Here is a 20,615-nt window from a genome sequence, read left to right as displayed (position 1 = left end):
GAGGGAAAAGAAAAGCCCCGGTCGCAAGGCCGGGGCTTTCCATGATGCCGTTACGGCAGCCTGGCGATCACCTTGATCTCGAAGTCGAAACCGGACAGCCAGGTTACGCCGATAGCGGTGGCCGTCGGGTAGGGCGCTTCGCCCCAAAACTCGGCTGCCACCTCCCAGATGGTCTCGAATTTCGAATCGGGGTCGACCATGAAGATGGTGGTATCCACTACATCGGCGAAGCTACTGCCGGCTTCGGCCAGGATCGCATTGAGGTTGGCGAAGGCCAGGCGTACCTGTGCCGCCAGGTCCGGCTCGGCCGAGCCATCCTTGCGGCTGCCGACCTGGCCGGAGACGAACAGGAAGCCATTGGAACGAATCGCCGGCGAGTAGCGGTGCAGCTCGTAGAGGTCATGGCGGTCGGGCGGAAAGATCACGTCGCGGGTTGTCATCGGGGTCACCTCCATCGGTGGGTTAGCGATGGGAGCGACTCTAGGCGCGGGCGCCGGGGCGATAAACGAGCAACACTGTCCATCACTGTTTGTAGAATCCAAACAATCCCGCCCAATCCGGAGTCTCGATGGACCGTTTCGATGCGATGCAGGCATTCGCCCGCGTAGTGGAGACCGGCAGCTTTACCAAGGCCGCCGATACCCTGCATATGAGCAAGACCAGTGTTACCCAACTGGTGCAGCAGCTGGAGGCGCGCCTGCGCGTGCGGTTGCTCAACCGCACCACACGCAAGGTCAATGTCACCGCCGATGGCGCCGCTTACTACGAGCGGGTGATTCGCCTGCTGGCCGACATGGACGACGCCGAGACCAGCCTGTCCGACGCCTCCACCTCGCCGCGCGGGCGCCTGCGGGTGGACGTGCCCAGCCCCTTTGCCAGCACGATCCTGATCCCGGCGCTGCCGGCCTTCCATGCGCGCTACCCGGAGATCCAGCTCGACCTGGGCGTCAGCGACCGCTACGTCGACCTGATCGGCGACAACGTGGACTGCGTGGTGCGCGGCGGCGAGATCACCGACCAGTCGCTGGTGGCACGTCACGTAGGTGACCTGCGCATCGGAATCTACGCGGCGCCCGGTTACCTGGAGCGCGCCGGCGTGCCCGGGCATCCGAGCGAGCTGGCCGGGCACCAGATTGTCAGCTTCCTCGGCGCTCGTTCGCGCAAGGCCTTCACCGGGATGATGCAGCGCGGTGACGAGCGCATCGCCTTGCAGGGCCGCCCGGTGCTGGCGGTGGACGATGGCAACGCCTACCTCACGGCCGGCCTGGTCGGCCTAGGCATCCTCTGGCTACCGGAATACATGGCCAAGGCTCACCGCGCGAGCGGAGCGCTGCTGCCTCTGCTCGAGGATTGGCAGTTGGACAGTATGCCGCTCTACCTGGCGTACCCGCCCAACCGCCATGTGAGCGCCAAGCTGCGGGTGTTCATCGAGTGGGTGTTTGAGCTGATGCTGGAGCAGGCGCCGCCACGGCCCCGTGAAGGAACAGCCGCTCCAGCACGTTGACGGAGCTGGAGCTGGCTGCGCGGCCGCGCCGCTCGGCGTCGACCATGCCGTAGATGAGCGAGAGGAACAGTTCGGTGAATACTGCGGCGGTGATGTCGATGCGGAACACGCCCTGCTGCTGGCCACGCAGGAAGAAGGCATCCAGCGCATCGGTATAGGACTGCCAGCGAGCACCGGCCGCGGCCGGGTCGAGGGTGTCGGGGCGGTATTCGAACATCAGGAATACCAATAGCTCACGGTGCGTCAGGTGTTCGCCAATCAGGCGCCGCAATGCGTCGAGAGGCTCGGCATGCTGCAAATCGGCCTTTTCGATGGTCTGGTTGAGCACGGCCTCGCCATGGTTTATCAGCATCTCCACCAGGTTGTCGCGGGTACCGCAGAAGCGGTGCAGCGTGGCCTTGCTCACGCCGGCAGACTCGGCCAGCTCCTTCAATGTCGCGCGCGGACGATTGACGATGGCCACGGCCAGCGCCTTGAGGAGTCGTTCGTCGTTGTTCGTCAGGAGCATTGAAAGTCTCAGGCAGAAGTGATTTGGCGCATTTTGCAGAAAAAGCCATGCATCTCAAGTGGGGTTGGCAAATTTGCTCACAAAAGACTCTTGTGAGTCAATATTGACTCATTAAGGTTAAAAAAAGATCATTCGCGCCTTTCCAGAAAAGAGTGCGGGTGAGTCATGCGTGTATGGCGTGCAGTGGGAGTCATCGGTGCGGTGGCAGTGACCATCGTTCTTGCAGGGTGCGAGGGCGGCGAGCAGCAAGGCGCCCAGCAGGAAGTGGCGATGCCCGTCGAGGTCGTGGTGGTGGCTCCTGAGCCGCTGGTGCTGACCACCGAGCTGCCGGGGCGTATCGAGCCGATGCGGGTCGCCGAAGTGCGCGCACGCGTGGCGGGCATCGTGATGCAGAAGCGCTTTGAGGAAGGCGCCGATGTGAAGGTCGGCGACCTGCTTTTCCAGATCGATCCGGCTCCGCTCAAGGCTGCAGTGTCGCGTGCCGAGGGTGAGCTGGCGCGAGCGCAAGCCACGGCATACGAGACGCAGGCTCGACTGAAACGCTATGAGCCGCTGGTGAAGATCGAAGCGGTCAGCCAGCAGGACTTCGACACTGCCACGGCCGACATGCGCAGCGCCCAGGCGGCGGTACGCTCGGCACAGGCCGACCTGGAAACCGCGCGCCTGAACCTGGGTTATGCCTCGGTGAAGGCGCCGATCTCCGGCCGTATCGGCCGCGCACTGGTGACCGAAGGGGCGCTGGTGGGGCAGGGCGACACCACGCTCATGGCGCGCATCCAGCAGCTCGACCCGATCTATGCCGATTTCACCCAGCCGGTGGCGGAAGCATTGCGCCTGCGCGAGGCCCTCAAGGGCGGTCGACTTTCCGCGGGCGACAGCCAGGCGCTGAGCATCCGCATCGACGGTACCGATTACGAGCGTGGCGGCGAGCTGCTGTTCACCGATGTCTCGGTCGATCCGGGGACCGGCCAGGTTTCCCTGCGCGGCAAGTTCGACAACGCCGACGGCCTGCTGCTGCCGGGCATGTATGTGCGGGTGACCACGTCGCAGGGTAGCGACGCCCAGGCCATCCTGGTGCCGCAACGTGCGGTGCAGCGCTCTGCCGATGGCTCCGCCCAGGTGCTGGTGATCGGCGCCGAGGATCGCGTCGAGGCGCGCCCGATTCGTACCGGGGTCATGCAGGGTTCGCGCTGGCAGATCAGCCACGGGCTGGCCAGCGGTGATCGCGTCATCGTCGGCGGCATCACCGGCCTGCAGCCGGGCGCCAAGGTCGAGGTGCGATCCAACCAGGAGCAACAGGCGGCCCGCCAGTAAGGCCGGCAACGCCGCGAGGAATTTTCCATGTCTCTGTTCTTCATCAGGCGCCCCAACTTCGCGTGGGTGGTGGCGCTGTTCATTTCCCTGGCCGGCCTGCTGGTCATCCCGATGCTGCCGGTGGCGCAGTATCCCAATGTGGCGCCGCCGCAAATCACGGTCACCGCCACCTATCCCGGTGCCTCGGCACAGGTGCTGGTGGATTCGGTCACCAGCGTGATCGAGGAAGAACTCAACGGTGCCAAGGGGCTGCTCTACTTCGAGTCCGCCAGCAACTCCAACGGTATCGCCGAGGTGGTGGTCACCTTCCAGCCCGGCACCAACCCTGAGCTGGCCCAGGTGGACGTGCAGAACCGCCTGAAGAAGGCCGAGGCGCGCATGCCGCAGGCGGTGCTCAGCCAGGGCATCGAGGCGGAACAAACCAGTGCGGGCTTCCTGCTGATCTATGCCCTCAGCTACAAGGCGGGTGCCGAGCGCAGCGATACCACGGCCCTGGGCGACTACGCCGCGCGCAACATCAACAACGAGCTGCGGCGTGTGTCGGGTGTCGGCAAGCTGCAGTTCTTCTCCTCCGAAGCGGCCATGCGCGTATGGGTCGATCCGCAGAAGCTGGTCGGCTTCGGTCTCTCCATCGACGATGTGAGCAATGCCATTCGTGGCCAGAACGTGCAGGTGCCCGCAGGCAGCTTCGGCAGCGCACCGGGCAGCGTGCAGCAGGAACTGACCGCGACGCTGGCGGTGAAGGGCACCCTGGACGATCCGCAGGAGTTCGGCCGCATCGTGCTACGCGCCAATGCCGACGGTTCCACCGTGACGCTGGCCGACGTGTCACGCCTGGAGATCGGCAGCGAGAGCTACAACTTTGCCTCGCGCCTGGACGGCAAGCCGGCTGTGGCCGGGGCCATCCAGCTGTCACCGGGTGCCAACGCCATCCAGACCGCCGAGGCGGTCAAGCAGCGCCTGACCGAGCTGTCGGCAAACTTCCCGGACGACGTGGAGTTCTCGGTACCGTACGACACCTCGCGCTTCGTCGACGTGGCTATCGAGAAGGTCATCTACACCCTGGTCGAGGCCATGGTGCTGGTGTTCCTGGTGATGTTCCTGTTCCTGCAGAACGTGCGCTACACGCTGATCCCGGCCATCGTGGTGCCGGTGTGCCTGCTCGGCACGCTGACGGTGATGTACCAGCTGGGCTTCTCGGTGAACATGATGACCATGTTCGGCATGGTGCTGGCCATCGGCATTCTGGTGGACGACGCCATCGTGGTGGTGGAGAACGTCGAACGGATCATGGCCGAGGAGGGGCTGTCGCCAGCGGCGGCTACGGTCAAGGCGATGGGCCAGGTGTCCGGTGCCATCATTGGTATCACCCTGGTGCTGTCGGCGGTGTTCCTGCCGCTGGCCTTCATGGCCGGCTCGGTGGGCGTGATCTATCAGCAATTCTCCCTGTCGCTGGCGGTGTCGATCCTGTTCTCCGGCTTCCTGGCACTGACCTTCACCCCGGCGCTGTGCGCCACGTTGCTCAAGCCGATTCCCGAGGGGCACCACGAGAAGGGCGGCTTCTTCGGCGCCTTCAACCGCACCTTTGCCCGCCTGACCCAGCGCTACAGCCGGCTCAACGGCGCGCTGGTACGGCGTGCCGGTCGCTTCATGCTGGTGTATCTGGGCATCGTCGCGCTGCTCGCGTTCTGCTACCTGCGCCTGCCGGAGTCTTTCGTGCCGGTGGAGGATCAGGGCTATCTGATCGTCGATGTCCAGCTGCCGCCCGGTGCTACCCGTGCACGCACCGATGTCACCGGCGGTGAACTCGAGCGATTCCTTCAGTCCCGCGAGGCGGTGGCGTCGTCGTTCCTGGTGATGGGTTTCAGCTTCTCCGGCATGGGCGAGAACGCTGCGCTGGCATTCCCCACGCTCAAGGACTGGTCCGAGCGCAGTGCGGCGCAGTCGGCCGATGCCGAGACGGCGGCGGTCAACGAGCGCTTCGCCGGCAACAGCGATGGCAACATTATGGCGGTGACCCCGCCGCCCATCGACGGCCTGGGCAACTCCGGTGGTTTCTCGTTGCGCCTGCAGGACCGTGCCGGCCTCGGGCGTGAGGCGTTGCTGGCGGTCCGCGACCAGGTGCTGGGCCAGGCCAACGGCAACCCGAAGATTCTCTACGCCATGATGGAAGGGCTGGCCGAGGCGCCGCAGCTGCGTGTGGTGATCGACCGGGAGAAGGCCCGTACCCTCGGGGTGAGCTTCGAGAGCATCAGTAGCACGCTGTCGACCGCCTTCGGCTCCGCCGTGATCAACGACTTCGCCAATGCCGGCCGCCAGCAGCGTGTGGTGGTGCAGGCCGAGCAGGGCGCGCGTATGACTCCGGAGAGCGTGCTGCGCCTCTACGTGCCCAATACCGACGGCGCTCTGGTACCGCTCAGCTCGTTCGTCACCACCCGCTGGGAGGAGGGGCCGGTGCAGATCGCCCGTTACAACGGCTACCCGTCGATCAAGATCGCCGGTGATGCCATGCCCGGTGTCAGCACCGGGGATGCGATGGCCGAACTGGAGCGGATCGCCGGTGAGCTGCCGGAGGGCATCGGCTATGAATGGACTGGTCTTTCCTATCAGGAGAAGGTCGCCAGCGGCCAGGCTGTTGGGCTGTTCGCCCTGGCCATTCTGGTGGTGTTCCTGTTGTTGGTGGCGCTCTACGAGAGCTGGGCCATTCCGCTGACGGTGATGCTGATCGTGCCCATCGGTGCTCTGGGGGCGGTGCTGGCGGTGAGCGCTGTCGGCTTGCCCAACGATGTGTACTTCAAGGTCGGACTGATCACCATCATCGGCCTGGCCGCGAAGAACGCCATTCTGATCGTCGAGTTCGCCAAGGATCTGTGGGCTCAGGGCTATTCGTTGCGCGATGCGGCCATCGAGGCGGCGCGCCTGCGTTTCCGCCCGATCATCATGACCTCCATGGCCTTCATCCTCGGCGTGGTGCCATTGGTGGTCGCCACGGGAGCCGGGGCCGCGAGCCAACGCGCCATCGGCACCGGCGTGATCGGCGGCATGCTCAGCGCCACCCTGCTGGGGGTGATCTTCGTGCCCATCTTCTTCGTCTGGGTGCTGTCGCTGCTGAAGCGCCAGCCTGCGCCCACTCCACAACCCGTCGAGGCCGCGCAATGATCGCCATGCACAGACACGCCCTTGCCATCCCGTCGCTGCTGCTCGTGCTGAGCCTGGGCGGCTGTTCCCTGGCGCCGACCTATCAGCGTCCCGAGGCGCCGGTGGCCAAGCATTGGAGTGGCGGCGCCGGTGCTCGAGGGCAGGCCGTACGGGAACTTGACTGGCAGCATTTCATCGTCGATCCGGAGCTGAAGCGCCTGGTCGGTATAGCGCTGGCCAACAACCGGTCGCTGCGGCAGACCTTGCTCGATATCGAGCAGGCGCGTGCGCAGTACCGCATCCAGCGTGCTGACCGGCTACCAGAGCTCTCCGCGTCTGCCACCGGTAATCGTCAGAGACAGCCGGCGGATCTCTCCGGTACCGGCGCGTCGGCCGTCACCAGCAGCTACCAGGTGGGGCTCTCCCTGCCGGAGTACGAGCTGGACCTGTTCGGCCGCGTGAAGAGCCTGACCGACGCGGCGCTGGAGCAGTATCTGGCGACCGAGGCGGCGGCGCGTGGTGCGCAGATCGCACTGATCGCCGAGGTCAGCCAGGCCTACCTGACCTATGACGGCGCCCAGCGTCGTCTGGAGCTGACCCGTCAGACGCTGGCCAGTCGCGAAGATTCTCTCGGCCTGACCAGCCAGCGCCGCCGCGCCGGCACCGCCACGGCGCTGGACTATCAGGAGGCGCTGGGGCTGGTCGAGCAGTCGCGTGCCGAGCTGGAGGTCAATCAGCGGCAGCGGCAGCAGGCGCTCAACGCGCTGGTGCTGTTGCTCGGTACGCCGGATGCCGCAGAAGCGATACCCGCGACACCCGGGAGCGAGCTGCGGCTATTGCAGGACATCGCGGCCGGGGCGCCGTCGGAGTTGCTGGAGCGGCGCCCGGATATTCTCGCCGCCGAGCATCGTCTGAAGGCTCGTCATGCCGACATCGGCGCAGCCCGTGCGGCGTTCTTCCCACGCATCAGCCTGACCGGCAGCTACGGTAGCTCCAGTGCCGAGATGTCTGGCCTGTTCGAGGGCGGCTCGCGCTCCTGGAGCTTCATGCCGACCCTCTCGCTGCCGATCTTCGACGCCGGTCGTAACAGCGCCAACCTGGATCTGGCCGAGGTACGCCGCGACGCCGCCGTGGCCGAGTACGAGGGCAGCATCCAGACCGCCTTCCGCGAAGTGGCGGATGCGCTGGCCGCGACCGACACCCTGCGTCGTGAAGAAACGGCTCGACGCGCGCTGGCCGACACCAGCACCGAGACGCTGAAGCTGGCGCGGGCGCGCTACGAGGGTGGTGTGGATAGCCATCTGCGTTACCTGGACGCGCAACGCAGCAGCTTCGTCAACGAGTCGGCTCTGATCGAAACCGCTACCCAGCGACAGATCGCCCTGGTCGACCTGTTTCGCAGCCTGGGCGGTGGCTGGGACGTTGACGAGCGGGCCGAGCGCCGCTGAGACGAGGCCTGGGGGAAGTCCCGGGCCAGTTCTTGCTCCGAAGGTTCAGACCTTTGGTTTTGGGCGGCCCGATCCGCCCTTTTTTATGGCCCTGCGACTACCTCTCGGCCCTGGGCGGGTGCCGTCATGCACAGTGGGTGGTTCTCGGAGAACTGTCAGAATGGAGACGGCTTCTCATCTCGTTCGCCACTCATCTCTCAGGCGGTGTTTGAGTGCGCGGATTTCTTCATGTTTTTGCGGGAGGATGGCGAGCCTGAGCGGACGTATGTCCGATAGCCGAATGCCACTGGATGGAATCACCATGTCTCAAGCCCCGAATCTCGTTTCGCCTGCCATCGATCATGATCGCATCCAGGCATTGTTGAGCCTGGGATATGTCCAGGAGCACTTCCTGCGTTACGTCGAGGGCGGTGACAACTATGGTTGGATCAGTGTGGAGGATGAGCAGGGGTGCGAGGCGGAGCTGTACGTCGAATTCGAACCCGATCTGCTCCGCATCGCCATAGAGAACCTGACGGGACCTGCGCCTGACAACGGTTTTACCGACCACCGTCACTTCATCTTCAAGCTCGCGGCAGGCTCTGCTGGTGGTTGTGAGATCCTGTTCCAGCCCGTCGAGGTCGATGAACAGGGCCGCGACAAGCTGGACACCTTCCCCCTGGCGGACCAGCCTGTGGCGATTCAAGAAGCCGGCCTGGAGTGGCTGTCGGCCCTGGAGAGCTACCTGCGGACGCGTGACGAGGAGCTGACCCAGCTGAAGGCAGATTTGCCACCCGACATGATCCTGAACGTGCTCGGTAGCCTGGATTCCCTGAAGGAGCTGAAGGACGAGTTCGAGACCCTGGCCGCCTCGATGGGCTGCGACACCTATCGACTGGACGAGCAGTTCAGCGAACTGGAGCACGATGATCGCATGCCACGCTCCTACCGGATCTGCATGGATCGCACCGAGCCTTCCATGACCGAGCAGGACTGGGAGGGTATCGAGCAGCATACGGCTACGGCCTACTTCATCGTCCCACGCATCTACTCGGAGCGAACGCGCCTCTCGATCTCGATGGCCACCGCCAGTTGCCTGGCCCATCTGATCGACAAGCGCATGATCACGGCTGCCAAGATCGAAACCGCCGGCCTTGCCCATGGCCTCGAACGCTGGAGAACTCTTGTCGGTGAGATGGTGAATGCCATCGGGCAACAGGATCGGAAGACGATGCTGCTGGCGCTGTACAAGATGTTCGTGCGTAAGCCCATCTCCCACGAAAACAAGCTCTATACCTGCGGCATGCAGCACCTGGGGTTGCCTGACTTCGTCATCGTGCTGGATGAGGACGAAGGGGGTTCGGAGGGCGCGCAATGGGAGTCCGTCGCCCGCTTCGAGGCCGCCTTCCTGACGACTTTCGGCGTCGAGGGGGGAGGCGAGGTGCTGAAACCCTATCCAGGGCGCCCCGATTTCGGCTATGAGCTGGGCGACATCAAGCACAACCCTTTTGGCTACACGCAGGTCGGCTAGCCTTTCTGGTCTTCGATATGTTGTCGGTATCGATTGGGGGTAGTGCCTGCCCACTCACGGAACGCCTTCACGAAGTTCGATGCATCGTTGAAGCCCGCACGCTGAGCGATGATCGCGATGGGAAGGGCGGTACCTTGGAGCAACTGGGCTGCCGTTTCGAACCTGACTTCTCTGAGCAACTGGCGGTAGTTGCAGTCCAGCTCATCGAGCCGCCGGTTCAGCGTGCGCGTCGATAGATTGAGTCTCTGAGCTATTTCCTCGACCGAAGGCGGGGCATGCAATTCCTTGCGCAGAAGGATGCGTATCTGTTCTGGAAGCGAGATAGGTGCCCTGTTCTGGGCGGAGGCTTCTTCGCATCGTTGAATCGCAATCTTGAACTCCGTTGGGCAGGCGCCTGGCAGACGTTGGTCGAGAAGAGCACGAGGGATCAGGACTTGGCAGTATTCCTGGCCGAATCTAACTTTTTTTCCGAACAGTTGGTGGTACAGCTGAAGATCATCCGGGGCCGGGTAGTCGAACTCGACTTCCAGCTCCATCTCCGTAACCGAGCGTTCCATAGACAGGGAGGTTTGGTTCGCGATACCCATGAGCCAGGATTCCTGGTTGAAGTAGTAGCGCTCCTCCAGAGGAACCAGCTTGGACGCGATAATGGCGAGGTGCTTGGGGCGCTCCACCAGGCGCATATCAAGGGCACTACCCAAGAGCTTCTGGTGCTTGAGACCTACTTCGTACGCATGCCGTAGAGTCGGTGCAGAACCATACAGAGCACCGAGCTCAGCAAGATGCGATAGGCGAATTCTAGAACCGAAGACCAGCCCCAGTCGGGGGTTTCCGCTCAGGGCCAATCCCCGCGAGATGATCACCGCCAGCTGCCGATAGCTGAGTTTTGTGGCCGGGTGGCTGAAGTGCTCCAGCCGGAGCTCCGTGCCTTGCAGCAACTGATCCGCGCTTAGTCCCTGTTCAAGCAGAACCTCCATGAGTAGAGCCGGCAATGCGACTGGGACGAGCAGTTCGGTGACCGAGATGAATGAAGAACTGCCTGGTTCTTGCCGCATAGCACGCCTCTCTGTAATTGGCCGAATTCAACCATTAGATTGGCGGTTGGACAATATTGGGGGACTGCGAGCCCCCATAGCATCTGGCTCATAACAACAACATCGAGTCCAGATATGAGTCAGTTCGCCTACACGCGATCGGCGCTATGCCGTCTGCGTTCAGCTGGTCGCTCTATTCGACCAATCGATCCACCACTCGCCTGGAGGGATCGATAATGCCCATCGGCTACTCACTGAAGCCTACCGGCCCGGTAGACCGGCTCTACCGTTGGCTGTCAAAAGTATCTTCGAAGTACGCCGGTGGCGCAGATCAACTGCCCCCGCCTGAGGCGATGGAGGGATTCCTGAAGGCCCAGCGCCTGGCGTATGACGCCGTGCTTCACGTGGGCAAGCAGCTCAAGGTCGGCATGACCGAAAAGGAGGCTGCGGATCTTCTGGAAGGCTATCTGCGCGATCATGGTACAGAGCGCTATCTGCATCGAGCCTTCGCCTGGTTCGGTGACCACTCCCGCTTCGATGGTTACCAGGACTACGCCGACTACCACCCCAGCGACCGCCAGCTGGAGCCCGGCCATGTGGCGATCCTGGATGTCTCGCCGGTAGTCGACGGCTACATCGGTGACGTGGGCTACGCCATCTGCCTGACCCCCAATCCCAGCCTCGATAGCGCGAAGAAGTTCCTTCTCCAGCTGCGCGAGGATATCCCGAAGATGTTCGCCAGCCCGATGACGGCTGCCGAGATCTGGGCTGAGATCGACAAGCGCATTCATGCCTCCGGCTACGACAACGTTCACGCCAAATACCCGCACTGCGTGCTCGGTCACCGTGTTTTCCGGGTGAAGCAGAAGAAGGGCAAGCACTTGCGCATCGGTACCAAGTCGTTCGGCTGGTTCTCCCTGGAAACCAATCTCGCCTTCCTCAAGCTGGGCCTGTCAGCCGCACTCACCCCTGAGCACATCGGCAACAAGCTCGGGCTGTGGGCCATCGAGCCACATATTGGCTGGGATGGCGGGGGGGCGAAGTTCGAAGAGGTTCTGGTGGTAGAGCCGCACCGTTGCTACTGGCTCGATGATGAAGTGCCTCATGTGATTGAGGCTAGGGAGAAGTGCGTATGAAGTTGAAGACCACTCTAGGACTGCTGACGCTCGCAGTTGCCGGCGCAGCCTGGTGGCTTACCGCGCCGCCGGATTACATCAAGCCTGCTCCGGCCTATCAGATGGGTGAAGTTAGCGCGGATATGCAGGCTGCCAAGGTGGCTGATGACATCACCCCGACGGTCTCCGGGCTAGATGTACCAGGGCACGACGATGTTCTAGTTCAAGAGGGCACCGGCCAAGCCTTCATTACCGGTCGCGATGGTTGGTTCTGGCGTGTGGATATGAAAACCGGCCAGGCTGAGAGGTTTGCACAAACGCCGCTGGTACCGTCCGGCGCACGGTTCATGCCCAACGACAACAACCGCATCCTGTTCTGCAATTCGCACCTGTATGGCTTCACTCCCGAGCAGGAAGCCCCGGTCGGCATCTACGAGCTGAACATTGCAACTGAGGCCATCAAGCCGGTGGCGCTACGTGTTCCGCTTCCTCCGGAGCTTAATCCCGCGGCCGTCTTGGGGACAGTTCAGCCATTGGGTAAAGGTGTGCTCTCTGTTGCTGACATGAACGACAGCAACAGCCGTCCGGTGAAGTTCTGCAACGACATAGATATCAGCTTGGATGGTTCGCGCGTATACATGTCCGAGCCGTACGCATTCCCAGGCGCCGCCATGGGCGAAGCAGCTTTTGAGGAAGCGGTTAGCCTGGCCAACAACGGCCGTCTATGGATGTTCGACTTGGAGAAGCAGACATCGCAGTTGGTGGTGCAGGACCTGCATTTCGTTGACGGCATTCTGATTGATCGCGGCTCCGAAGATGCAAAGGGTATCGAGCGCTCTGTGGTGATCAGCGAGACAACCAAGTTTCGGATGCTGCGCCTGTTCGTTTCGGGCGAGAAAGCTGGAACTACAGAGACCCTGCAGGAAGCCATGCCCGGTATGCCTGACGGCTTAAGCCGAGATAAGCACGGAAGAATCTACGTCGCGCTCTATACGCCACGTACCAAGGTTGCAACCTGGCTGCACGCTAATCCTTGGATGAAGCCTCTCATCCTGCGTTTGCCTCACGGTCTTTTTACTCAGCAAAAGCAGACTGGGTTCGTGGTGCTCGACTCAAGCGGGAAGCGGGTTCTGTACTGGCTGATGCATGACGGAAGCAAGGTGCAATCCGTTTCAAAAGTGCTTCCTGAGCACGATGGCATCTACCTCGCCAGCTTCGCCAAGGACAACCACGGGGCTCACCGCATCGACTACCCACCGTCGCTTCGGGAGTGATCCCTAGGTGGTACCCAAAACAAGAACAAAAAGAGGAGACACTGCCATGCGCAGCAACATGAAACCGCTGGCGCTCGCCATCTGTGCGGCGACCGCCACCCCAGCTTTTGCAGTCACGTTCCAGTTCGGTGAGCTGGAGTGGCAATTCGACACCTCCCTCTCCGTTGGGGCCAGTTGGTCGACGCAGAGCGCCAAGTCCGAATTCATCGGTGCGAACAACGGAGGCGGGGCGGCCTCTGTGCTCAGCGATGACGGGCGCCTGAACTTCGAGAAAGGCAAAACCTTCTCGAAGATCTTCAAGGGCATCCATGACCTTGAGCTGAAGTACGGTGACACTGGTGCCTTCTTCCGCGGCAAGTACTGGTACGACTTCGAGCTGAAGGACGAGAGCCGTCCCTGGAAGGACATCAGCGACAGCAACCGCAAGGAAGGTGCCCAGTCCTCTGGGGCCCAACTGCTCGATGCGTTCGTGTACCACAACTACGAGATTGCCAATCAGCCTGGCTCGGCTCGCCTGGGTCGCCAGGTGATCAGCTGGGGGGAGAGTACCTTCATCGGTGGCGGCATCAACAGCGTCAACCCGGTCGACGTGGCGGCATTCCGCCGGCCAGGTGCTGAGATCAAAGAAGGCCTGATTCCGGTGAGCATGTTCTCCGTGTCGCAGAGCCTGACCGAGGATCTGTCTGTCGAGGCGTTCTATCAGCTCGACTGGGAGCAGACCGTAGTGGACAACTGCGGAACGTTCTTTGGTACCGACAACATTGCCGATGGCTGCAATGAGAACCCTGTGGGGCCGAATGTCACCGGCAACGCGCTGGCGGTGGCGGCCCTGGAGCCGTTCGGCATCAACCTCTCCAATGAAGGCATCGTCATTCCCCGGGCTGGTGATAACGATGCGCGCAACTCAGGCCAATGGGGCGCTGCGCTGCGTTGGTACGCAGTGCCGCTCGATACCGAGTTTGGCGCGTACTTCATGAACTACCACAGCCGTACGCCGTACTACAGCGTGATTGCCGGACCGAACATCGCGGACCTCGATTTCGCCCCGGGTGTCTGCTCCAGCCTGGGTATTCCGGCGGCGATGTGCAGCGGACTGATTGGCACTCCAACTGGCCAGTCGCTGGTCAGTGCGTATCGCTTGGGCACCAGCAAATACTACTTGGACTACCCGGAGGATATCCGCCTCTATGGCTTGAGCTTCTCGACCACCTTGCCGACGGGCACTGCCCTGTCAGGCGAGCTCAGTTACCGCCCTAACGCTCCCCTGCAGATCAACGGCGCCGATATGGTGACCGGCATGCTGGGCTCGACTGCACTGTCGCCCGTGAATGCTGCATTCACCCCCGGCAACAATGAGCGGGTACCGGGCTATCAGCGCAAGGAAGTCAGCCAGTTGCAGGTCACCGCAACGCACTTCTTTGATCGGGTGATGGGTGCCGAGCGCCTGACACTGGTTGGTGAGGCTGCCGTGGTGCACACGGGCGGTCTGGAGGGCGATGGCGGTCTGCGCTACGGCCGCGATGCCATCTATGGCACCGGTGCTCTGCCGGACAACAGCCTGTGCCGGACCAACACCAATACGACTCGTCCGGATGAGTGCAACAACAATGGCTACACCACCAGCACCGCCTGGGGTTACCGCGTTCGCGCCGTCTGGGACTACCGCAACGTGTTTGCCGGCGTGAGCCTGCGACCGAACCTGGCTTGGTCGCATGACGTGGAAGGCTACGGGCCGAGCACCAACCCCTTCAACGAGGGGGCCAAGGCTCTGAGCGTGGGTATCGACGCCGAGTACGACAAGACCTACAGCGCGAGCCTCTCGTACACCAACTTCTTCGACGGTGATTACAACACCCAGGTTGACCGCGACTTCCTCGCACTCAGCTTCGGCGTGAATTTCTAACGGTGATGACTATGCATACCTACAAGAATCTCATCAGTGGTTCGACCTTGCTGCTTTCCCTCTGGGCGACCGCAACCCTGGGCGCTGTGGGCGCCCAGGAGGCTGCTGTGCTCGGCCAGAGCCTGACTCCCGTCGGCGCCGAAAAATCGGGCAATGCTGATGGCTCCATTCCGGCCTGGACCGGTGGTCTCGCCAAAGATGCAGGTACTCTGGACGGCAGCGGTTTCATGACCGATCCGTACGCCAGCGACAAGCCGCTCTTCACCATCACTTCTGAGAACGCTGAGCAGTACCGCGACAAGCTGAGCGATGGGCAACTGGCTCTGCTCAAACGCTATCCGACCACCTTCCGCATGGCCGTCTACCCGACGCACCGCAGCGCGAAGTTCCCGGATAACTGGCTACAGAAGACTCGTGAGAACGCCACCACCACGACCGTTTCTGGCGGCGGTGCCACCCTGGCGAACTACCAGATGGGTGTGCCGTTCCCGATTGCACAGAACGGCCAGGAAGCGATCTGGAACCACATCGCTCGCTACATGGGCTCGACGCTGCAACGCAACATCGTCACCGCAGCTCCCCAGGCCAACGGCCAGTTCACGGCGAGCCTGCTGGACCAGTACGTGGCCATGCAGTGGGCCCTGAGCGATGCCGCGACTGCCAAGAACCCCAACATCATGTTCTATTACAAGTGGCGAACCCTCTCGCCGGCTCGCTTGGCCGGTGACGTACTGCTCGTCCACGAGACCCTCGACCAGGTTAAAGAGCCACGTATGGCTTGGGCCTATAACGCCGGTCAGCGCCGTGTTCGCCGTGCCCCGCAGATCTCCTACGACGGTCCCTCCACCACCGGTGACGGCCAGCACACCTCCGACAACTTCATGATGTACAACGGTGCCCCTGACCGCTACGACTGGAAGCTGGTCGGCAAGCAGGAGATGTACGTTCCGTACAACGCCTATCGTCTGGATGACCCCAAGCTGAAGTACGCGGACATCATCAAGCCCGGTCACCTCAACTCCGACTACACCCGCTACGAACTGCACCGTGTGTGGGTAGTCGAGGCCACCCTCAAGGAAGGCCAGCGCCATATCTACGCCAAGCGTCGCTTGTATCTCGATGAGGACACCTGGCAGGCACTCGTGGCCGATCACTACGACAGCCGCGGCCAGATCTGGCGTGTTGCTGAGGGCCACCTGCAGCAGGTCTATCAGCAGGAGCTGCCGCTGATCCTGGTAGAGACCTGCTATGACCTGCTGAACGGCCGTTACTTCGTGTCGGGCCTGCGCAACGAGATCACCAATGCGCCGAAGTACGGCATCGAGCTGTCCTCCGCTGATTTCACGCCTGCAGCGCTGCGTCGGTCAGGTGTTCGCTAATCCATGAACGCTACTGCCAACGGTTGATACCAGAGGCACTTTGGCCGTCGTTGACGGCCTTTTTTTCTGAGCCGAGAGCGTGTGGATGAAGAAAACAGTGGTTGCCCTGGGGGGGATATCGGCGAGCGTGGCCGTGTGGTGGGGACTGTCCTATTCCTCCAGCGACCACCGTGCGGTGCCGTCCCATACGGTTTTCAGCAATGTGACCATCGCAACGCCCGATGTGAGGCGCCTGGCTGATTTCTACAAGACCACCTTCGATGCCAGAGAGGTCGATGAGCGTTCCTGGTCGCCCGCCGGCGTTTCGGCGAGTTCCGTTGTGTTGCGAACGCCCGGTTATGGTGGTCGTGGGCCGACTCTGACGCTGATCCCGGCAGCGCAACTGGCTAACCCGCCGCCACGGGCGTCCGACAATGGCTATGCCCATCTCTGTTTCGAGAGTGATGACATGCGGGCCGTTGTCAGCCGCCTCGTGGCCGCAGGCGGATCGCTCAGCAGTGTGTTCGATGCCAACGATCGGGCTCCGGTGTTGTACGCGAAGGACCCGGACGGTAATGCGGTGGAAGTACACATTCCGCTTCCAAGTCCCATTACGCCGCGGACGATCTATCGAACCCTCGAGGCTCTGGTATACACGAGGCTCGAGTGGGGCGGGCCGGCGGAGGAACATCTGCGCTTCCTGCATGCGAACCACAACTCGCTGGACTGGGAGCAGGTGGTGGCTTTTTACCGCGAGGTGTTCGGCGTTGATGCCATTGGGGCGGAGCGTGATTACGATGGAGCGTTCATCGCCGAGCTCACGGGCATCCGCGGAGTAGCGGTGCGTGGGCGCCATATCGAAATGCCCGGCTACAGTGCCGGGGGGCCAACCGTAGAGGCATTTACCTATAACCTGCCCTCAGGGCGACGGGCACTGACATTCTCGGATGCTGGTGTGGTCGCCATTGGTTTCGTTACTGACGATCTGGACGCCATGCTTGCTCGAGTCTCGAGCGCAGGCGGAAAGCTTGTCTTCCGGGACGGAGGCGATGCTGTCACACAGGATCTCTATGGAAACCTGATCCAGTTCCGCAAGGCAGCCCAAGGGGAGCGGTAGTGAGCGTTAAAGTCCATCATCTCAATTGCGGGTCAATGTGCCCTGGTTGTCAGCGCCTGATCTCCGGTCGCGGTAGCTGGACAGTGCCAGGTGAACTGGTGAGTCACTGCCTGCTGATCGAGACGAGTGAATCTCTGATTCTTGTCGATACCGGCCTCGGACTGGCAGACATCCATGATCCTGTGCGGCGCTTGGGCAGAGGGTTCCTGTCACTCCTGCGCCCCCGCCTATCGATAGAGGAAGCGGCAATATCGCAGGTTCGAGGGTTGGGCTATGACCCCAGGGATGTTCGGCACATCGTGCCTACGCACCTGGATCTTGATCACGCGGGCGGGCTGAGTGATTTCCCCTGGGCCGATGTTCATGTCTTCGGTCCGGAGTTGCGCGCAGCAACCAATCCTTCACTTCTTGATCGGCAGCGCTACCGGCCTTTACAGTTCGGTCACCAGCCGCGCTGGGTCGAACATCAGGTACAGGGAGATCAATGGCTTGGATTCGAGAGCATCCGGGCCATTCCGGGGTTGAGTGCGGATGTTCTCATCGTGCCGTTGGTGGGGCATACGCGCGGACACAGCGGTGTAGCAGTGCAAGAAAACGGCAAATGGCTGCTGCATTGCGGAGATGCATATTTCCATCGCAGTCAGGTTGATCGCCCTGACGAGATGCCTGTTGGCCTAAGGGTCTTCGAGGCGATGGTTCAGACCAGGCGAAAGCCGAGGCTGGAGAACCAGCGACGCCTTCTGGAGCTGGCACATCAGCGCCGCGAGCAGGTCGAACTGTTCTGTGCCCACGACCCTGAAGAGTTTGCCCGGTATCGCCACGGATGACGTCTTGGGTCCCGTTTGCTAACGAGGATTTGTAGATTGAGGTCGTGGCCTCCAGCGGCCAGATGCAGCCGTTGGTGCTGCGACTGAGGGCCGAACCATCCGTCCGCGCCAACAAGCATCCAGCGGTACCTTGAGGTGCTCGCCTGGCGAGCGTGATGCAGAGCCTGCGGCCCCGCATTGCCGAGTTGCAGGGCCGCCTGGGCGGTAGCGGGCCATCCAGCTACCGTCGCCTCACATGCATCGAAGTCGCCGGCTACCAGTCACTCGCGTGCCATGCCAGTGACTGGATTCCTTGGATAACTCCATGGCGAGCGCGAGTACTTTTAGTCCGCTGTCTGTTCCGCGGCGCCATCGACGGCCGGGGCCTGTACGCGCTCTTTCGGCTTGGACTGAGCGCGTCGCGCTTCTCCGCGCTGCCGCCTAGCCTGTTGCTTCGCATGTAGCGCCTGAGCTGCCGTCACCACGCCAACTGCCTGACCGCTCAAGTCCAAGCGCGGCGCATTTTCCGTCATGCTTGACCAGTATCGGCTTCCCTTGCACCAGATAGCGATGCCCTGTTTGAGCTGTTCGCTGGTAATGCCAAGCAGCTCCAGATGCTGCTCGGCATCTTTGAGGATGCCCTCTTTGAGCGGAACCTTGGGGGCTGGATTGACCGGGAAGGCCAATGGAAAGTGCTTCTGGAGTCGCCAGATCGCTTCCACCGCCGGGTCTTGTTCACGAGGCTTTGTTTGCGGAGGGGACTTCCGCTTGCGCTGCTTCGTGCTATCAGTCTTTACCTGCTCTTTTTCAGCCCGCAGGCGGTCACGTAGCTCAGCTAGTTGCTCAAAACCCATCGTTCAGTTCGCAGCTTCATGGTTGATTCGGGATTGAAATGTTATCCCATGCAGCCTTTGGGAGCAGCCTAATCAGTCGTCGACACGACCCGCGGCCGTCGCCGCTCAATGGCAAGCCACGGATAGCCTCCGAATCGGCGGGTCTGGACTGATTGAAGTTCGGCCGAGAGCAGGTCCTCATCCTGCCTGGATAACAGGGCAACCCAGGCACAAGAGGTTCTTGCATAAATTCGATTGCCTCTCGACAATGCGATTAATTGCTATTTGCGACTCGGTAGTATGTATGTCGACGCTAGATCCTGTGGTTCTCCATCGCCTCTACAGCGAGCACAACAGTTGGCTGAAGGGTTGGTTGCGGGTTCGGCTGGGCAATGCGGCTGATGCGGCGGACCTCGCCCAGGATACGTTTGTTCGTGTGATGACGGCCCGCAACGATGTCCCCATTCGCGAACCGCGCGGGTACCTGAGCGCTATTGCGCGCTCCTTGCTGATCGACAAATCGCGCCGCCGAGCCATCGAGCAGGCGTATCTTTTTGCGTTGGCGCAGCGGCCCGAGCCGACTGAGGTCTCGCCGGAGATACGCCTGTCGATCATCGAAATGCTCGTTCAGGTCGATAGTCTTCTGGATGAGCTGGGAGGGAGAACGCGAGAGATCTTTCTCGCCGTGCAGCTTGAGGGCTTGACCTATGTAGCCGCTGCCGAGCGCTTCGAAGTATCAGTGACCACAATCAAGAACCATCTGATCCGCGCCATGACCCGCTGTCTGCTGTTGGTCGAAAGCGAATGAGCAGCCCGAACCTCCGCGTGCTGGAAGCCGCTGCCACCTGGTATGTACAGCTCAATGACGGTGTAGCGAACGAGGAGTGCCGCCAGGCCTGGACAGCGTGGCTGCACGCCAGCCCCGAGCATGCCGCTGCCTGGGAGCGGGTCGAGCGGTTGCAACAGCGATGGGCACGTATTCCTCAGCAGGCTGCAATTTCTGGTCTGGGGGCCGCGCAGGCTCAGCGTCGACAGGTACTGAAGATCCTCAGCTTGCTGCTCGTAGCAGGCAGCGGTACTTGGTTGGTCAGTGATCAGTTGCCTTATCGAGCGATGCTGGCCCGGCACCGCACCGGTGCGCGGGACCGCCGCTCGTTGCGCCTGGATGATGGGACGCAGCTGGAGTTGAACATCAGTACTGCTCTGGATGTTCGCTTTGATGCCTCCACGCGGCTGATTCAATTGCATCAGGGTGAGATTTTGCTTCAGACCGCCAAGGACCATGCTCAGCGCCCACTCATTGTGCAGACCAAAAACGGCAGTGTGCGTGCGCTGGGTACTCGCTTTACCGTCCGCCAACTGCCAGAGCAGACACATGTGAGTGTGTTGCAGTCGGCAGTCGAAGTGCGCTCGCAGCAGCTTCCGAAGCAGTCCCTGCGCATAGACGCGGGCCAGCAAGTGCGTTTCGACAGTGCGTCGATGAGTAGTGTCGAAGCGCTGCCCGCAAACTCCGATGCCTGGGTGCGAGGCATGCTGAGCGCCGATGACTGGCGGCTAGGCGACTTCCTCAATGAGCTCGGCCGCTATCGCCCCGGGGTGGTTCGGTGTGCGGCAGCGGTGCAACATCTGAAAATTTCTGGTGCGTTCCGTATCGATGACACCGATACGGTGCTGGAAAACCTGAGCAAGAGCCTTCCTGTGAGGGTGCGCTATCTGACTCGTTATTGGGTCAGCGTCGAGCCGGCCTAGGGCT

17 protein-coding genes are annotated in these 20,615 nt (G+C 62.0%); 13 read left to right on the top strand and 4 right to left on the bottom strand.

Translation table 11 applies throughout. From position 1 onward, the window contains the following. Positions 1–50 precede the first annotated feature (50 nt). Complete coding sequence (locus tag IB234_RS12405) at positions 51–440, bottom strand: RidA family protein (RefSeq protein ID WP_192318016.1); 390 nt, start codon at positions 438–440, stop codon at positions 51–53. Between the two features lie 128 nt (positions 441–568). On the opposite strand from IB234_RS12405, the gene IB234_RS12400 reads away from it, so the two are divergent. After that, positions 569–1,504, top strand: a complete 936-nt coding sequence (locus IB234_RS12400; protein WP_192318014.1) for a LysR family transcriptional regulator — start codon at positions 569–571, stop codon at positions 1,502–1,504. On the opposite strand, the gene IB234_RS12395 is transcribed toward IB234_RS12400, so the two are convergent. Then, positions 1,425–2,012 (bottom strand): TetR/AcrR family transcriptional regulator, encoded by a 588-nt coding sequence (locus tag IB234_RS12395; RefSeq protein ID WP_192318012.1) that lies wholly within the window; start codon positions 2,010–2,012, stop codon positions 1,425–1,427. The genes IB234_RS12400 and IB234_RS12395 overlap by 80 nt on opposite strands. Positions 2,013–2,177: 165 nt before the next feature. Here IB234_RS12395 and IB234_RS12390 point away from each other — a divergent pair, with 165 nt between their 5' ends. The 4 genes from IB234_RS12390 (at position 2,178) to IB234_RS12375 (ending at position 9,422) form a co-directional block, all read left to right on the top strand. Beyond that, entirely contained in the window at positions 2,178–3,326 is a 1,149-nt protein-coding gene (locus tag IB234_RS12390) for a MexC family multidrug efflux RND transporter periplasmic adaptor subunit (RefSeq protein WP_192318010.1), read from the top strand. 27 nt (positions 3,327–3,353) lie between these two features. Then, a complete protein-coding gene (locus IB234_RS12385) occupies positions 3,354–6,485 on the top strand; it encodes an efflux RND transporter permease subunit (RefSeq protein ID WP_192318008.1) in 3,132 nt (1,043 codons plus the stop codon). Positions 6,486–6,490: 5 nt separating this feature from the next. Beyond that, a complete protein-coding gene (locus IB234_RS12380) occupies positions 6,491–7,912 on the top strand; it encodes an efflux transporter outer membrane subunit (RefSeq protein WP_192318006.1) in 1,422 nt (473 codons plus the stop codon). Positions 7,913–8,213: 301 nt separating this feature from the next. Beyond that, a complete protein-coding gene (locus IB234_RS12375) occupies positions 8,214–9,422 on the top strand; it encodes a hypothetical protein (RefSeq protein WP_192318004.1) in 1,209 nt (402 codons plus the stop codon). On the opposite strand, the gene IB234_RS12370 is transcribed toward IB234_RS12375, so the two are convergent. After that, positions 9,419–10,477, bottom strand: coding sequence for an AraC family transcriptional regulator (locus IB234_RS12370; RefSeq protein WP_192318002.1), 1,059 nt, complete (start codon positions 10,475–10,477; stop codon positions 9,419–9,421). The genes IB234_RS12375 and IB234_RS12370 overlap by 4 nt on opposite strands. Positions 10,478–10,809: 332 nt before the next feature. Here IB234_RS12370 and IB234_RS12365 point away from each other — a divergent pair, with 332 nt between their 5' ends. The 6 genes from IB234_RS12365 to IB234_RS12340 all read left to right on the top strand — a co-directional run bounded on the left by IB234_RS12365 (position 10,810) and on the right by IB234_RS12340 (position 18,050). Further along, the gene (locus tag IB234_RS12365) at positions 10,810–11,592 is read left to right on the top strand and encodes a M24 family metallopeptidase (RefSeq protein WP_225580565.1); all 783 of its coding nucleotides are present in this window, start codon (positions 10,810–10,812) and stop codon (positions 11,590–11,592) included. Continuing rightward, positions 11,589–12,845, top strand: a complete 1,257-nt coding sequence (locus IB234_RS12360) for an SMP-30/gluconolactonase/LRE family protein (protein WP_192317998.1) — start codon at positions 11,589–11,591, stop codon at positions 12,843–12,845. The genes IB234_RS12365 and IB234_RS12360 overlap by 4 nt, the downstream gene beginning before the upstream one ends. A 46-nt stretch (positions 12,846–12,891) precedes the next feature. Then, on the top strand, positions 12,892–14,748 hold the full coding sequence (locus IB234_RS12355) for a DUF1302 domain-containing protein (RefSeq protein ID WP_192317996.1): 1,857 nt from the start codon (positions 12,892–12,894) through the stop codon (positions 14,746–14,748). Positions 14,749–14,759: 11 nt separating this feature from the next. Continuing rightward, positions 14,760–16,127 carry a DUF1329 domain-containing protein gene (locus tag IB234_RS12350; protein WP_192317994.1) on the top strand — a complete coding sequence of 456 codons (1,368 nt, stop codon included), beginning with the start codon at positions 14,760–14,762 and terminating at the stop codon, positions 16,125–16,127. Between the two features lie 85 nt (positions 16,128–16,212). Beyond that, positions 16,213–17,223 (top strand): VOC family protein, encoded by a 1,011-nt coding sequence (locus tag IB234_RS12345; RefSeq protein WP_192317991.1) that lies wholly within the window; start codon positions 16,213–16,215, stop codon positions 17,221–17,223. A gap of 98 nt (positions 17,224–17,321) precedes the next feature. After that, positions 17,322–18,050 (top strand): MBL fold metallo-hydrolase, encoded by a 729-nt coding sequence (locus IB234_RS12340; protein ID WP_318652008.1) that lies wholly within the window; start codon positions 17,322–17,324, stop codon positions 18,048–18,050. A gap of 323 nt (positions 18,051–18,373) precedes the next feature. Here IB234_RS12340 and IB234_RS12335 read toward each other — a convergent pair whose 3' ends face one another. After that, complete coding sequence (locus tag IB234_RS12335; protein WP_192317989.1) at positions 18,374–18,883, bottom strand: ProQ/FINO family protein; 510 nt, start codon at positions 18,881–18,883, stop codon at positions 18,374–18,376. Positions 18,884–19,166: 283 nt separating this feature from the next. Here IB234_RS12335 and IB234_RS12330 point away from each other — a divergent pair, with 283 nt between their 5' ends. Both IB234_RS12330 and IB234_RS12325 read left to right on the top strand, forming a co-directional pair. Continuing rightward, positions 19,167–19,670, top strand: coding sequence for a sigma-70 family RNA polymerase sigma factor (locus tag IB234_RS12330; RefSeq protein ID WP_192317987.1), 504 nt, complete (start codon positions 19,167–19,169; stop codon positions 19,668–19,670). Further along, positions 19,667–20,611, top strand: a complete 945-nt coding sequence (locus IB234_RS12325; RefSeq protein ID WP_192317984.1) for a FecR domain-containing protein — start codon at positions 19,667–19,669, stop codon at positions 20,609–20,611. Before IB234_RS12330 ends, IB234_RS12325 begins: the two co-directional genes overlap by 4 nt. Positions 20,612–20,615: the final 4 nt, after the last annotated feature.

Origin of the sequence: Pseudomonas sp. PDM16 (assembly GCF_014851865.1) — a bacterium.
GTDB lineage: Bacteria > Pseudomonadota > Gammaproteobacteria > Pseudomonadales > Pseudomonadaceae > Aquipseudomonas.
This window is presented reverse-complemented; position numbering and strand designations above follow the sequence as displayed.

Excerpts from the sequence above, each read along its gene's own strand:
- IB234_RS12405 (WP_192318016.1), bottom strand. The coding sequence starts at position 440 with ATGACAACCCGCGACGTGATCTTTCCGCCCGACCGCCATGACCTCTAC.
- IB234_RS12370 (WP_192318002.1), bottom strand. The coding sequence starts at position 10,477 with ATGCGGCAAGAACCAGGCAGTTCTTCATTCATCTCGGTCACCGAACTG.
- IB234_RS12375 (WP_192318004.1), top strand. The coding sequence starts at position 8,214 with ATGTCTCAAGCCCCGAATCTCGTTTCGCCTGCCATCGATCATGATCGC.
- IB234_RS12380 (WP_192318006.1), top strand. The coding sequence starts at position 6,491 with ATGCACAGACACGCCCTTGCCATCCCGTCGCTGCTGCTCGTGCTGAGC.
- IB234_RS12325 (WP_192317984.1), top strand. The coding sequence starts at position 19,667 with ATGAGCAGCCCGAACCTCCGCGTGCTGGAAGCCGCTGCCACCTGGTAT.
- IB234_RS12390 (WP_192318010.1), top strand. The coding sequence starts at position 2,178 with ATGCGTGTATGGCGTGCAGTGGGAGTCATCGGTGCGGTGGCAGTGACC.
- IB234_RS12365 (WP_225580565.1), top strand. The coding sequence starts at position 10,810 with ATGGAGGGATTCCTGAAGGCCCAGCGCCTGGCGTATGACGCCGTGCTT.
- IB234_RS12350 (WP_192317994.1), top strand. The coding sequence starts at position 14,760 with ATGCATACCTACAAGAATCTCATCAGTGGTTCGACCTTGCTGCTTTCC.
- IB234_RS12330 (WP_192317987.1), top strand. The coding sequence starts at position 19,167 with ATGTCGACGCTAGATCCTGTGGTTCTCCATCGCCTCTACAGCGAGCAC.
- IB234_RS12345 (WP_192317991.1), top strand. The coding sequence starts at position 16,213 with ATGAAGAAAACAGTGGTTGCCCTGGGGGGGATATCGGCGAGCGTGGCC.
- IB234_RS12360 (WP_192317998.1), top strand. The coding sequence starts at position 11,589 with ATGAAGTTGAAGACCACTCTAGGACTGCTGACGCTCGCAGTTGCCGGC.
- IB234_RS12400 (WP_192318014.1), top strand. The coding sequence starts at position 569 with ATGGACCGTTTCGATGCGATGCAGGCATTCGCCCGCGTAGTGGAGACC.
- IB234_RS12395 (WP_192318012.1), bottom strand. The coding sequence starts at position 2,012 with ATGCTCCTGACGAACAACGACGAACGACTCCTCAAGGCGCTGGCCGTG.
- IB234_RS12355 (WP_192317996.1), top strand. The coding sequence starts at position 12,892 with ATGCGCAGCAACATGAAACCGCTGGCGCTCGCCATCTGTGCGGCGACC.
- IB234_RS12385 (WP_192318008.1), top strand. The coding sequence starts at position 3,354 with ATGTCTCTGTTCTTCATCAGGCGCCCCAACTTCGCGTGGGTGGTGGCG.
- IB234_RS12335 (WP_192317989.1), bottom strand. The coding sequence starts at position 18,883 with ATGGGTTTTGAGCAACTAGCTGAGCTACGTGACCGCCTGCGGGCTGAA.